General features: G+C 71.6%; 11 protein-coding genes. 4 read left to right on the forward strand and 7 right to left on the reverse strand.

From position 1 onward, the window contains the following. Positions 1 to 5 precede the first annotated feature (5 nt). The 6 genes from DEI93_RS11725 to DEI93_RS11750 all read right to left on the reverse strand — a co-directional run bounded on the left by DEI93_RS11725 (position 6) and on the right by DEI93_RS11750 (position 6,961). A complete protein-coding gene (locus DEI93_RS11725; protein WP_146244480.1) occupies positions 6 to 764 on the reverse strand; it encodes a class F sortase in 759 nt (252 codons plus the stop codon). Continuing rightward, positions 761 to 1,912, reverse strand: coding sequence for a family 8 glycosyl hydrolase (locus tag DEI93_RS11730; protein WP_181436134.1), 1,152 nt, complete (start codon positions 1,910 to 1,912; stop codon positions 761 to 763). Before DEI93_RS11730 ends, DEI93_RS11725 begins: the two co-directional genes overlap by 4 nt. 22 nt (positions 1,913 to 1,934) lie before the next feature. Further along, positions 1,935 to 2,774, reverse strand: coding sequence for a DUF4397 domain-containing protein (locus DEI93_RS11735; protein WP_111011591.1), 840 nt, complete (start codon positions 2,772 to 2,774; stop codon positions 1,935 to 1,937). Positions 2,775 to 2,854: 80 nt separating this feature from the next. Continuing rightward, positions 2,855 to 4,840 (reverse strand): ArnT family glycosyltransferase, encoded by a 1,986-nt coding sequence (locus DEI93_RS11740; RefSeq protein WP_111120614.1) that lies wholly within the window; start codon positions 4,838 to 4,840, stop codon positions 2,855 to 2,857. Continuing rightward, the gene (locus DEI93_RS11745; protein WP_181436133.1) at positions 4,837 to 6,360 is read right to left on the reverse strand and encodes a glycosyltransferase; all 1,524 of its coding nucleotides are present in this window, start codon (positions 6,358 to 6,360) and stop codon (positions 4,837 to 4,839) included. Before DEI93_RS11745 ends, DEI93_RS11740 begins: the two co-directional genes overlap by 4 nt. Next, positions 6,353 to 6,961, reverse strand: a complete 609-nt coding sequence (locus tag DEI93_RS11750; protein ID WP_111120621.1) for a GtrA family protein — start codon at positions 6,959 to 6,961, stop codon at positions 6,353 to 6,355. The genes DEI93_RS11745 and DEI93_RS11750 overlap by 8 nt, the downstream gene beginning before the upstream one ends. A gap of 178 nt (positions 6,962 to 7,139) precedes the next feature. On the opposite strand from DEI93_RS11750, the gene DEI93_RS11755 reads away from it, so the two are divergent. From DEI93_RS11755 to DEI93_RS11770, 4 genes are all read left to right on the forward strand, one after another. Beyond that, positions 7,140 to 8,144 carry an aldo/keto reductase family protein gene (locus DEI93_RS11755; protein WP_111037496.1) on the forward strand — a complete coding sequence of 335 codons (1,005 nt, stop codon included), beginning with the start codon at positions 7,140 to 7,142 and terminating at the stop codon, positions 8,142 to 8,144. Positions 8,145 to 8,304: 160 nt separating this feature from the next. Then, positions 8,305 to 8,865 (forward strand): YceI family protein, encoded by a 561-nt coding sequence (locus tag DEI93_RS11760; protein ID WP_111011595.1) that lies wholly within the window; start codon positions 8,305 to 8,307, stop codon positions 8,863 to 8,865. Between the two features lie 913 nt (positions 8,866 to 9,778). Continuing rightward, positions 9,779 to 10,345 carry a TIGR03086 family metal-binding protein gene (locus DEI93_RS11765; RefSeq protein ID WP_111120613.1) on the forward strand — a complete coding sequence of 189 codons (567 nt, stop codon included), beginning with the start codon at positions 9,779 to 9,781 and terminating at the stop codon, positions 10,343 to 10,345. Then, positions 10,342 to 11,322 carry an aldo/keto reductase gene (locus DEI93_RS11770; protein ID WP_111011597.1) on the forward strand — a complete coding sequence of 327 codons (981 nt, stop codon included), beginning with the start codon at positions 10,342 to 10,344 and terminating at the stop codon, positions 11,320 to 11,322. The genes DEI93_RS11765 and DEI93_RS11770 overlap by 4 nt, the downstream gene beginning before the upstream one ends. 118 nt (positions 11,323 to 11,440) lie before the next feature. On the opposite strand, the gene DEI93_RS11775 is transcribed toward DEI93_RS11770, so the two are convergent. Continuing rightward, on the reverse strand, positions 11,441 to 12,361 hold the full coding sequence (locus tag DEI93_RS11775) for an oxygenase MpaB family protein (RefSeq protein WP_111120612.1): 921 nt from the start codon (positions 12,359 to 12,361) through the stop codon (positions 11,441 to 11,443). Positions 12,362 to 12,389 lie beyond the last annotated feature (28 nt).

Genomic DNA, 12,389 nt, shown 5'->3' on the forward strand with positions numbered 1-12,389 from the left:
ACCGCTCAGTCGTTCGCGAGGTCTGCGAACACGATCAGGTTGTCGACGTAGTGACCGGTCGCGCGGTCGAACGCGCCGTCGCAGGTGATGAGCCGCAGCTCGGGCGTCGGGGTGGGGCCGTAGACGTCGTTCGTCGGGAACGCGGTCTTCGGCGCTCGCTCGGTGCCGGTGACCGTGAAGTGGATCGTGGTGCCGTCCGACATGCCGACCGCGATGTCGTCTCCGGGGGCGAGTTCGTCGAGTTTGAAGAACACGGCTGCGCTCGTGATCGAGTCGACGTGCCCCGCGATGACCGCCGGTCCGGTGTGCCCGGGGACGACGCCGTCGCTGAACCACCCCGCGTCCATCCACTGGGTCGGCGGTTGCAGCGCGCCGGTGGCGTCCTTGTGCAGGTGCTCGAGCGATGCGTCGACACCGATGGACGGGACCTCGACCCGCATCGGTGTCGCGTCTGCCGCGGTCGTGGAGGCGCGGTTCGCGGTCGGGTCCTGGAGGCCCGGGGCCGCGTTGGTCCCACCGCCGCCGGACGAGCGCGACGAGCCCGACGACCCGGACGAGCCCGACGCCCCGGACGAGCCCGACGACCCAGCGGGCCGCGGCGCACCGGAGGCACCCGCGCCATGTGCGCCCGCCGCAGCCGACGTACCGGTGGCGCTCGGAGCCTCCCGGCCGGCCGCCACCGCGGTGGCGACCCCGGCACTCCCGCCGACCACCACGAGCGCGGCGGCGCCGGTCACCCACATCCAGCGGGGCAGGCGGATCACGACGCGCCGCCCGAGCTCGTCGCGCAGCCGCCGAGGACGTCGGAGGTGAGCATCGTCGCGCCGAGCGCGGCCCACGCGTCGCCGTAGTACGTGTGCGTCGTGGCCGCGGTGCGGTCGGCGCGGAGCAGGTCGCGCGACGCCGCCATGGTCGACCCGGTGGCCTGCTCGCTGGCGGCGCGAGCGGCGTAGGCGAGCGCGCTCGTCGAGTCGGTGACCGCGGTGCCGCCGAGGTCGAGCTGCGCGGCGAGCTGGGTGTTGCGCTGGAGGGTCGGTGCGATCGAGCCGGCGAGCGCCCGGTCCGACGCGGTGCACGACTCGGCGTACCGGAGCGGCATGCGCATCGCGTCCCACCCGTAGACCACGGGGCCGCCGGTGCCGTTCGCGGACGGCATGGGGTCGACGGTGCCGTCCTGGTGGACCTGCGACCAGTCGCTCGGCAACGCCGCGTTCGCCAGGATCGTCCCGGTGACGGCGTGCGAGCCGCGTTCGAGCTGCTCCCATCGCGGGTCGCCGGTGGCCTTCGCGAGGACCGCGAACGCGACGGGTGATGCGTACGACGCGTCGTACGCATACGGCTGGCCTGTCGCGGCCCACGGGCCGGGCAGGAGGATCCGCCCGACGTCGGTCTGGGCGGTCTCACGATCGAGGATCGCCGACGCCATCTGCTTCCCGGCGGTCGTGTAGGACGGCCGGTCGAACCGCTCGCCGGCGAGCACGAGGGCGCGTGCGGCGTCGAGGTCAGCGTCACTCGCCGACTGCTCGTCCGCGGTCCCGCCCGCCGTCGTCCACCGCCAGGCGAGCAGGTGGTCGTCGCCCTGGAGGTGCTGCCTCGTCCACGACCAGATGCTGCGGAACCGCCGCTGGTCACCCGATGCGAGCGCGACGAGCATGCCGTACGCCTGCCCCTCGCTCACGGTGTCGCCGCCCTGGTCGGTCCGGACGACGCGGCCGCCCCGCACGTACCGGTCGAGGAAGTCCTCGCGGAGCGTCGCGGCCGATCGCCGTCCGCCCGGGGCCGAGCCGGACGTTGCGGTGGAGGCCGGTTGCGCCGCCCGCTCGGTGTCCGTCGATCGGCCCGGGGCCGTCGCGACGATCGCGATGCCGATGGTCAACGCGACCGCGACGACGGCCACGAGGGCCGAGGTCATCCACTGTCTCCTCGTCATGCGGTCAGTGGGCCAGCCCGTGGAGGAACCGGATCACCGCGTGTTCGAAGCGCGTGAACGGCCCCTCGGCGGCGGTGCCACCCCCACCGGTCTGGACCCCGCCGACCGGGGCCGAGGCCGTCGCGGCGCTGTCGACGACGGGCACCACCGTGAGCTTGCCTGCGCTGTTGTCGAGGACGAACAGCGTCGAGACGGTGCCGCTGCCGAGGTCGACCGAAGCCGTTCCCCGCTGGCCTCCGCCGGACACGTTCAGGGTCCACTTGCCGGCGTCGACGGTGGCGTACTGCGTCGCGGTGCCGAACCGGGCGTCCTGGGCGACCGTCGTGCCGGTGGAGGTCTTCACGTCGATCTCCTTGGCGTTCGTCGCGGCCTGCACGAGTCGGAGTCGCGCCTGGCCGTCCCCCGGCTTCGTGAGGTCGTCGGCGAACGCCGTGGTGCGCAGCCGCTTGTTCTTGCCGTAGGCGACGACGGTGGTCGGCGAGCCGGCCTTGACGGTGACGTCGGTGGAGATCACCGGCGTCGAGTCCGGCGAGTCCGCCGCCCGCATCGACAGCACGTACGTCCCGGCGGGGAGCTCCTTGTAGGGGCTCACCTGGCCGTACTCGACGTCGTCGAGCTCGAACACCTTGGCCCCGCCGGACAGGTTCGACAGCTGCACGTCGACCCCCTTCGTGTCGGGCGACAGGTGTCCGACGCGGAGCCAGCCGTCGGGCTGGGCGGCGGCGTTCGCGGGGGCGCCGACGCCGACGGTGGCGGCGACGACGACACCGGCGACGGCGCCGGCGATGGTGAGGCGCCGGGCGCGGAGCGTTCGGGTGGGCGTCGTGGTGGTTCGGGTGGACATGAGGGCTCCTCCTGCGGAATCGGGTCCGCGTCGGTTGTCGGCGTCGTGGTGGTGCGGGGGCCAGGGAAGCCCCCGCACCGTCACGGCGTCGAGGTGACGACCGTGGTCGCCGGGTCGATCGCCGAGAAGGTGATCGTCAGGGTGTCACCGGAACGCAGGACGCGCTTCGGTTGGAACATGCCGGTCATGGCCTGCAGCGTCTTCTGCATGCGCACGGTGGCAGCGGTCGAGGTGCCGTGGACGACGAGTCGGCGGAAGGTCTGGCCGGTCTCGCCGGGGAGCGGCGTGAACGTGTCGAGGCGCACGGTCTGCGCGGCGAGCAGCTGACCGAGCACGAGGATCGCCCGTTGGTCGACCTGGCCCGCGCGCAGCTGACTCGCGGCCTCGTCGGTGGCGTGCAGGCCCGGGTTCCGCGCGAGCTGCGTGCCGAGCGTCTTCCGGACGTCCGCGGCACGGGTGATCTCCGTCCGTGCTGCCGCGTGGCCCTCGGAGTGGATGCGGCGCACGTCGACCTCTTGGTCGCCCGTGCCGAACGAGGCGACGATGCTCGAGTTCGCGATGGCGGCGTGGACGTCCTTCGAGCTCGTGCCGCCGGTGCGCATCGAGTCCGTCGTGACGACGTAGTCCGAGTCGCGCCAGCCGTCTGGCGACTGCCGCTCGACCGCGCCGTCGGTGTCGAGCTTGTAGTACCAGATGACGTTGTCGCGGGCGAAGCCGTCGTGGACGAGGTCCACCCACATCGCGTCGTCGACGAGCAGCCGCGAGCTCTTCGGCACGTTGCCGCCGACCCAGTTCTCGGCCTGCTGCATCGGCTTGTCCAGGTCGGCGAGGAAGAACCCGCGGAGCTGCACGGTCCACAGCGGGACGGCCACCACGAGGGCGGCGGCGCACGCGACGAGCCAGGTGAGCCCGACCGCCCGACGAGCGCGGACCCGACGGCGTCCGAGACCCATGACGGCGATCACCGCACGCTCGGCGGTGTACGCCACGAGGACCGCACCGATCGGGATGAGCATGATGACGTACGGGACCGGCAGGTAGCCGTTCGGTCGGAACATCATCGCGAGCAGGAACACCAGGAGCGCGGCGATCGGCCGGACCCGGCGCAGGAACAGCCCGACGACCGCTGCGGCCGAGCCGAACACGATGAACACGGGGTCGAGGTCCCACCACTGGGACACCGCCTTCGACGCCAGGCTCGACGGGTCGAAGATCGATCCGCTCGCGTTCCTGGAGCCGAGCTGGTACGTGATGCCGTCGAGCAGGCTGACCTGACCGGAGCGCGGCAGGAGTTCGCCCTTGACCGCGGCGAGCATGATGTACCCGCCGCCGATGATGGCGAGCACGGCGCCGGCGACGCTCAGTGCGTACCGCCGTGTCGAGGGGTCGGCGCGGCGGATCGCGATCCAGGCGACGAACGGCAACGCGAGCAGGTAGGTCTCCTTGCTCAGCACCGCGACCCCGAGGCACGCGGCCGCCGCGGTGAAACCGGCGAGCTGCTGTCGTCGGCTCAGGGCGAACACGAACGCGGCGATGAGCCACGGCGTCGCGACGTTGTCGATGTACACCGTGCGGTGGTACTGCACGGCGAGCGGGGACAGCGCGAAGAGCAGCCCGGCGACGGTGGCGCCCGCCCGCGACAGCCCGAGCTTGCGTCCGAGGACGAACAGGAGCGCGGCGGACACCACGGCGAAGAACACCATGGCCTCGCGAGCGGCGTCGACCGCGTACGGGTAGCGCAGCCACGCTCCGGTCAGCTGCGTGTACCCGGCGATCTGGATCCAGCCGAGCGGCGGGTGGTCGTACCAGTACGTGTAGTGCGTCAGTTCGCCGAGGTGGCCGATGGCCCAGGCCTGCGCCGTGTAGGTGCCCTCGTCGTCGATGCGCTGCGGGGTCCCGGTCATGTTCCAGGCCTGCACCACCGCGGTGATCGCCAGGAGCGGGGCGACCCAGACGAGACTCGCGCCGTGCCGGGCGACCCACGTCGCGATGAGCGACTGGTCACGGAGGGCACGACCGGTCCCGATGCTGCCGGCCGCCGGGGTGTGTGTCGCGCTCGCGGTCATCGGTCGCCTCCTCGGGTGGTGTCCGCGCCGGCCATCGCCAGGACGCCGTGCGAGCTGGTCGGTGCCGCCACGTCCTGGGTCACCGCGGATGCGAAGCCGTGGACGGCGGCGGGACGGTGCTGGTTCGTGTGCTCGGTCTTCTCCCAGGCGTTGAGACCCTGGAGGTGCCGGACGACCGCCCGGACGGCGGCGGCGGCGAGGAAGATCTGGTATGGGACGAGGCCGACGACGAGCTTGACGTAGTCGCGGATGCGGACCTTCTCCTGGTAGATGCGGCCGAACTCGTTGAGCCCGACCACCTCGACGGCCAGGAGCATCAGGGTGGGCGCGACGGGGATGAAGCTGATGAGCGCGATGACCGTCGGCACCTTGACGAACACGATCATGAGGACGCTCAGCGGGATGAGGAGCCCCGTCGCCGCCTGGATGAACGGCATGGTGAGCAGGTACCGGGCGAAGAACCGCTGCTTCGCGCTCGGGAGCTGCTTCCACTCCCCCTTGCCGAGCACCTGCAGGAACCCCTGGTTCCAGCGCGTGCGCTGCTTGAGGAGGGACGCGAAGGTCGGCGGGGTCTCCTCGCGGGTGACCGCCTCCGGGCTGTAGGCGACGACCACCTTGGCGCCGTCGGCGGAGAGCCGCACGCCGAGCTCGCAGTCCTCGGCGAGGCAGCCGGCGTCCCAGCCGTTCGACCAGTCGAGGCGTTCCTTCGTGACGAACACGGTGTTGCCGCCGAGGGGGATGAACTTCGACTCGGCGTGGAAGTGCAGGCGGGACCGGAACCAGAAGTAGTACTCGAGGACGTTCCGCAGGCTCCACCAGCTCGACCGGAAGTTCATGAGCTGCACGCCGCCCTGCACGACGTCGGCGCCGGTCTCCTGGAACCGGGAGTCGACGAGCGTGAGCAGGTGGGGGTACACCTCGTCCTCCGCGTCGAACACGCCCACGACGTCGCCGGTCGCGTACTGCAGGGCGAGGTTCATCGCCTTCGGCTTGTTCTTCGGGGCGGTGTCGTCGACCACGACGCGGATGAGGTCCGGGTGGCGTCGGGCGGCGGCCCGGACGACGGCGTCGGTCTCGGGGTCGTCCTCGCCGACGATCGCGATGATCTCGAAATCGGGGTGGTCCTGCCGGGCGAGCTGGTCGAGCGTCTCGCCCATGACGTCCTGTTCGTGTCGCCCCGGCACCAGGAGCGTGAACCGGTGGGCCGCGGGACGAGGGCTCTGGCTGAAGCTGGTCTGCCGCAGCGCCTCGCGCGACCGCCACGCGTGCAGCATCCACCAGAGGGTCGACAGCGCCACCACGGTCAGGAGGATCGACACGGCGATGAGCGCCGAGTACCCGATCCACTCCCCCAGGCTCCACACCGCGTGGTGGGTGGACCCGGAACCGCCGGTCGGCACGGACGTGGTGCCGCGGTTCGGGGTGTCGGTCGCGGGCGCGTCGTGACTCGGCTTCAACAGCGGGCCCGCCGCCGTGATGCGCGAGATCGACGCGAGCGCCGCGACTGCTGTGTCATTCATCAACCGGTGCCTCCTTGATGCGGAAAACGACTGCCTTGTAGGCGACGAAGCGGAAGATCGTGCCGAGCACGAGGCCGACTCCGTTGCCGGCGACGTTGTCGGCGAGGGTCGAGGTGAAACCGAGCAGGTAGTGGGACACGAAGAGGCACCCGGTCGCGATGCCGAGCCCGATGAGGTTCGACAGGACGAACAGGGCACCTTCGCGAGCCGTCTCCCGACGGTTCGCGGTCCGCTGGGACCGGAACGTCAGGAACCGGTTGCCGAGCCACGCGACGAGGGTCGCGACGGCGACGGAGACGATCTTGGCGCCGACGGGCTTGTCGTCGAGCACCGTGGCGCGGAGCAGGTTGTAGACGCCGACGTCGACCACGAAGGACACGCCACCGACCGCTCCGAACGACGCGAGTTCCCGGACGGCCGCGGCCTTCGGGAGGCGCCGACGAACCGAGGGCAGGGGGCGCCGACGCACGGCCGGCGGGAGGCGCACCGCATGGTGACGGGACCGTGGGACGACGGGTACGCCTCCGGTCACCGCCTCCACGAGGACGTCCGCCGTCCCCTGAACGGGTCGCCCCTGAACGGGGGTGGTTGCTCGGGTCATGACACCCATTCGAGGGTGGTCCCCGGGACGGTTTGGGCCGGGTACAGACATGTGCAGGCCATTGCCAGGGGCGCGTCACCCGACGTTCACATCCCCGACACACGCCGGCAGGTCGGCCGGGAGGCCCGGGGCGCCCTTCCGAGCGCCGGATCGGTACCGTTCCGGTAGCGTCCGGAGCATGGAATTCCGATACCTCGGCAACAGCGGACTGAAGATCTCCGAGATCACCTACGGCAACTGGCTCACCCACGGGTCGCAGGTCGAGAACGACGTCGCGACGCAGTGTGTGCGCGCGGCCCTCGACGCCGGCATCACCACGTTCGACACGGCGGACACGTACGCGAACACGGCCGCCGAGACCGTCCTCGGCGAGGCGCTCAAGGGCGAGCGGCGGCAGTCCCTCGAGGTCTTCACGAAGGTGTACTGGCCGACCGGCCCGAAGGGGCACAACGACGTCGGCCTCTCGCGAAAGCACATCCTCGAGTCGATCGACGGTTCGCTGCAGCGCCTCCAGACCGACTACGTCGACCTCTACCAGGCGCACCGTTACGACCACGAGACGCCCCTCGAGGAGACCATGCAGGCCTTCGCCGACGTGGTGCGGCAGGGCAAGGCTCTCTACATCGGTGTCTCCGAGTGGACCGCGGACCAGATCCGTGCCGGACACGAGCTCGCCCAGCAGCTCGGGTTCCAGCTCATCGCGAACCAGCCGCAGTACTCGATGCTCTGGCGCGTGATCGAGGGCGAGGTCATCCCGACCTCGAAGCAGCTCGGGCTGTCGCAGATCGTGTTCTCCCCGATCGCCCAGGGTGTGCTGACGGGCAAGTACAAGCCGGGTCAGCCGCTCCCCGAGGGCTCCCGCGCGACGGACGAGAAGGGCGGCGCGCAGATGATCTCGCGCTGGATGCGCGACGACGTGCTCGAGCGCGTCCAGGCCCTGCAGCCGATCGCGGACGACCTCGGCCTGTCGATGGCGCAGCTGTCGATCGCGTGGGTCCTGCAGAACGACAACGTCGCGTCGGCCATCATCGGAGCCTCCCGGCCGCAGCAGGTCGTCGACAACGTCGTCGCGGCGGGGGTGACCCTCGACGCCGAGGCGATGCAGCGCATCGACGACGCCATCGGCTCGATCGCGGAGCGCGACGCGTCGAAGTCGGTCTCCCCGACCTCCCGTCCGGCCTGATCCGGGCGGTCGGGTCCCACGGCGACACGCGCGTCCCGACCGTTTAGTAGTCGCTACAACCATTTTCGTCGATCCCGGGTTAGACTGCCGACCGATGCGCTTGCATCGACCAGCGGTCACCGGGCCGCGACGAACGTCCCAGCACCACGAGGAGAACTCCATGGCCATCACCGCCGCCGCCATCCCCGGCTACATCGCCGGCACCTGGAAGCTCGACCCGACCCACTCCGAGGTCAGCTTCTCCGTCCGCCACCTCGCCATCAGCAAGGTCAAGGGCACGTTCCAGACCTTCGACGTGACCGCCGTCACCGCCGAGAACCCGCTCGAGTCGACCATCGAGGCGACCATCGACATCGCCAGCGTCAAGACCGGCCAGGAGGCCCGCGACCAGCACCTCGCGACGAGCGACTTCTTCGCCGCGGACGAGCACCCGCAGATGGTGTTCCGCTCGACGGGCATCCGGGAGCACGGCGACGACCTCCTCATCGACGGCGAGCTCACCCTCCGCGGCGTCACCAAGCCCGTCACGCTGAAGACCGAGCTCGGCGGCATCACCACCGACGGCTACGGCCAGACCAAGCTCGGCGCCGAGGCCACCACGAAGATCGACCGCACCGAGTTCGGCGTGAACTGGAACGCGGCGCTCGAGGCCGGCGGGTTCACGCTCGGCAACGACGTCACGATCACCCTCGACATCCAGCTCGTCCTCCAGGCGGCCTGAGTCACCTCCCTCGGGGCCGCAGGCCCACCGGGACACGGAGCCCCGACGCGTGCGCGCGTCGGGGCTCCGCCGCGTCCGGGTCCGGGTCCGGGCCGGGGTCCGGGCTCCGGCCGGGGTCCGGGCCGGGTTCGGGGTCCGGGTCCGTTCCGGGTCCGAGTCCGTTCCGGGTCCAGGTCCGGGTCCGGGTCCGTGCAGGACGGGAGGCTCGCGGCGGCCCTGTCGCGTCCCTCCAAGCAGCGCACGCCTGGACCGTCGACGCAACGCGGGCGCCGCTCCCATCCCGCCGCGGATGCGGGCCCCGCTCCGCCGCCGACAACTCAGGACGGCAGGCAGGAGACGGAGCCGCCACGCCCCTCCCGGCCGAGGATTCCTGAGTCGTCGATCGGACGGGGATCTGCTGGACACGCTCTCGCTGCACCGCTGCCCACCCGCGCGCACGCTGCATCTCCTCCGAACCGTCAGCGGCACCCCGCGGCCCTCCCCCACCGGCGTGCGGGCAGCCTGGTGACAACGCAGGACAGGAGGTCCGCGGCAGCCCCGACCCGTCCCTCCCGACCGCGTGTTCCTGATCTGTCGACGCGACATGGCCGGCAGCCCGCATCGCGCACGCGCGTGCGAGGCGCGCACGAGCACACGAGCGCACGAGCGCGCGAGCGCGCGAGCCAGCGCACCAGCGCGCCGGCTCGCCGGCGCCCACGGCGAACCACGGACGCCACCGCATCCGCGCACACCCACCGCATCCGCGCACACCCACCGCACCCCGCCACCCACCGCACCCACTGCACGAGTAGCGTGGTGACGCCCGACCAGCAGGACGCGCCCGGGCCGAGACCGCGGGGAACACGCCGCCCGCCGGGCACGTTGCCCCGCAGGCACCGCATCCCGCACCAGGACCCGAGACAGGAGCCCGACCATGGCCTTCGACTGGATCACCCTGCAGGCGCTCGCGGCAGCCGAGTTCGGCCGTCGCCTCGAGCAGGTCACCGACTGGGACGCGCCGACGCCCGACACGGAGTGGTCGACGCGCGACCTCGTCACCCACGTCATCGACGAGCAGCGGTGGATCCCACACCTGCTCGCAGGCCACGACCACGAACAGGCCCACGACGAGCTCGAGCCGATCGGCGAGGACCTCGTCGCCGCGTGGACCCGGTTCTCCGTCGCCGCGACGGAGGCCTGGCGGAACGCGCCCGACGACACCCCCGTACACCTGGCGACGGACACGGTGCCCGCCGCGGAGTACCTCGCCGAGCAGACCTCCGACATCACGATCCACACGTGGGACCTCGCCCGCGCCACGCATTCGGACGAGCACCTGCCGCTCGAACTCGTCGAGGCCGTGTGGACCGTCTTCGAACCCCAGATCGACTCGCTCGCCGCGAGCGGTCTCTACGACGCACCAATCCAGGTCGACGACGACGCCCCGCTGCAGACGCGGCTGCTCGCCGTCACCGGCCGCGACGAGAGGATCACCGCATGAAGACCGTCCGACTGGGCAACTCGGGACTCGAGATCAGCGCCGTCGTGCTCGGCATGATGAGCTACGGGGACCCCGCCAGGGGTTCGCACGAGTGGAGCGTCGGCCTCGACGACGCCCGCCCGTTCATCCGTCGCGCCTACGAAGCGGGCATCACGACGTTCGACACCGCGAACGTGTACTCCCTCGGCTCGAGCGAGGAGATCACGGGCACCGTCCTCAAGGAGCTCGCTCCGCGCGAGGAGGTCGTGATCGCCACCAAGGTGTTCAACCGCATGCGCGAGGGCCGCAACGGCGCCGGCCTGAGCCGGGTGTCGATCATGCACGAGATCGACGCCTCGCTGCAGCGGCTCGGCACCGACTACGTCGACCTCTACCAGATCCACCGCTTCGACCCGAACACGCCGATCGAGGAGACGATGGAGGCCCTGCACGACGTCGTCAAGTCCGGCAAGGCGCGATACATCGGCGCCTCGAGCATGTGGGCGTGGCAGTTCGCCGAGATGCAGCACGTCGCCGAGCGGCACGGCTGGACGAAGTTCGTGTCGATGCAGGACCAGGTGAACCTGCTCGAGCGCGAGGAGGAGCGCGAGATGCTCCCCTTCTGCGAGGCCACCGGCGTCGGCGTGATCCCGTGGAGCCCCCTGGCCCGCGGCAAGGTCACCCGCCCCTGGGGTGAGGGCGGCACGAAGCGCGAGGGCACGGACGAGTTCGGCAAGACGCTCTACAAGCAGGGCGAGGAGTCGAACAAGGCGATCGTCGACGCGGTCGCCGCGATCGCGTCGGAGCGCGGGGTCACCATGGCACAGGTCGCGCTCGCCTGGGTGGCTGGCAAGTCCTCGATCACGGCCCCGATCATCGGTGCGACCAAGGAACACCACATCGACGACGCCGTCGCGGGCGTGGAGCTCGAGCTCACCACCGACGAGATCGCTCGGCTCGAGGAGCCCTACACGCCCCGGTACCCCTCCGGGTTCTGAGCGTCCGTCGCGGTCGTGGGCCGCGCCTCCAGGCCGTCCGGTCGGGAGGCGCGGCCCGCGTCCGTCAGGCCGACCCGCGCCTCCAGGCCGTCCGGTCGGGAGGCGCGGCCCACGTCCGTCAGGCCGCCTGCTGTTCCGCGCGGAGCCGGTCGATGCGTGCCAGGGCGACCCGCTCGGTGCCGCTCCGCCCACCGAGCACCCTGCCGATGCCGTCGAGCACGAGCCGCGTCGAGGCGATCGCCGGTGCGGGCAGCGGTCCGACGCCCGGCGCCCGGAGGCCGAGGAGCTTCCGGTGCCGCGGGTCGAGCGACGCCACCGCGCCGTCGAACAGCACGCGGTACCCGGGCCGGAGCATCCGGGACAGGGGCGGGTTCCGGATGAACGAGACGACCTCGTGCGTGCGGTCCGTGACGGCGAGGTCCCCGCGGTCGAGGTACCCGTCGAGCTGGGCGCGCAGTTCCTCGTCGGACTCCGGCGGCCCGTCCACACGCATGAGTCGCCCTGCCGTCGCCCACTCGCGCACGTAGGCGTCGGCGCCGCCGGGGATGCGCTCGCCCCAGAGCTCGGCCGTCCGCAGGAACGAGTCCGCGAACGCCAGATGCACCCAGCGGAGGAGGTCCGGGTCGTTCGCGCTGTAGGGGCGGGTGACGCCGTGGGCGTCCGTGAACTCGCCCCGGACCCGCTCGTGCAGCCGGAGGACCCACTCGCTCGCGGCCGTCGCCGTCGCGGTGTCGCCGTGCGAGACGGTGTAGATCCAGCGGATGGTGCCCGCGAGCCGGCCGAAGGGGTCCTCGCGGTAGCGGGAGTGGTCGGCGACCCCGGCGAGCGCCCCCGGGTGCAGCGCCTGCACGAGGAGCGCCCGCACGCCCGCGACGATGGTGGACATGCCGCCGTGCACCGCCCACGTCGCGGAGTCGGGGCCGAAGAACCCCTCGTCGGTGCCGTGCTCGAGATCGCCGATCCACTGGGGCCGCTCGGTGGCGCTGCCCGTGAACGTGGCGTTGAGGCGATCGCGCATCGCCGTGGCCAGGGAAACCATGCACGGATCGTCCCTCGCACGCCGGGGA

Origin of the sequence: Curtobacterium sp. MCBD17_035 (assembly GCF_003234815.2) — a bacterium.
In the GTDB taxonomy this organism is placed as follows: domain Bacteria; phylum Actinomycetota; class Actinomycetes; order Actinomycetales; family Microbacteriaceae; genus Curtobacterium.

Bases quoted from the DNA above. Each gene is read 5' to 3' on its own strand.
- DEI93_RS11730 (WP_181436134.1), bottom strand. From the start codon at position 1,912: ATGACCTCGGCCCTCGTGGCCGTCGTCGCGGTCGCGTTGACCATCGGC.
- DEI93_RS11770 (WP_111011597.1), top strand. From the start codon at position 10,342: ATGAAGACCGTCCGACTGGGCAACTCGGGACTCGAGATCAGCGCCGTC.
- DEI93_RS11740 (WP_111120614.1), bottom strand. From the start codon at position 4,840: ATGACCGCGAGCGCGACACACACCCCGGCGGCCGGCAGCATCGGGACC.
- DEI93_RS11775 (WP_111120612.1), bottom strand. From the start codon at position 12,361: ATGGTTTCCCTGGCCACGGCGATGCGCGATCGCCTCAACGCCACGTTC.
- DEI93_RS11765 (WP_111120613.1), top strand. From the start codon at position 9,779: ATGGCCTTCGACTGGATCACCCTGCAGGCGCTCGCGGCAGCCGAGTTC.
- DEI93_RS11760 (WP_111011595.1), top strand. From the start codon at position 8,305: ATGGCCATCACCGCCGCCGCCATCCCCGGCTACATCGCCGGCACCTGG.
- DEI93_RS11750 (WP_111120621.1), bottom strand. From the start codon at position 6,961: ATGACCCGAGCAACCACCCCCGTTCAGGGGCGACCCGTTCAGGGGACG.
- DEI93_RS11735 (WP_111011591.1), bottom strand. From the start codon at position 2,774: ATGTCCACCCGAACCACCACGACGCCCACCCGAACGCTCCGCGCCCGG.
- DEI93_RS11755 (WP_111037496.1), top strand. From the start codon at position 7,140: ATGGAATTCCGATACCTCGGCAACAGCGGACTGAAGATCTCCGAGATC.
- DEI93_RS11745 (WP_181436133.1), bottom strand. From the start codon at position 6,360: ATGAATGACACAGCAGTCGCGGCGCTCGCGTCGATCTCGCGCATCACG.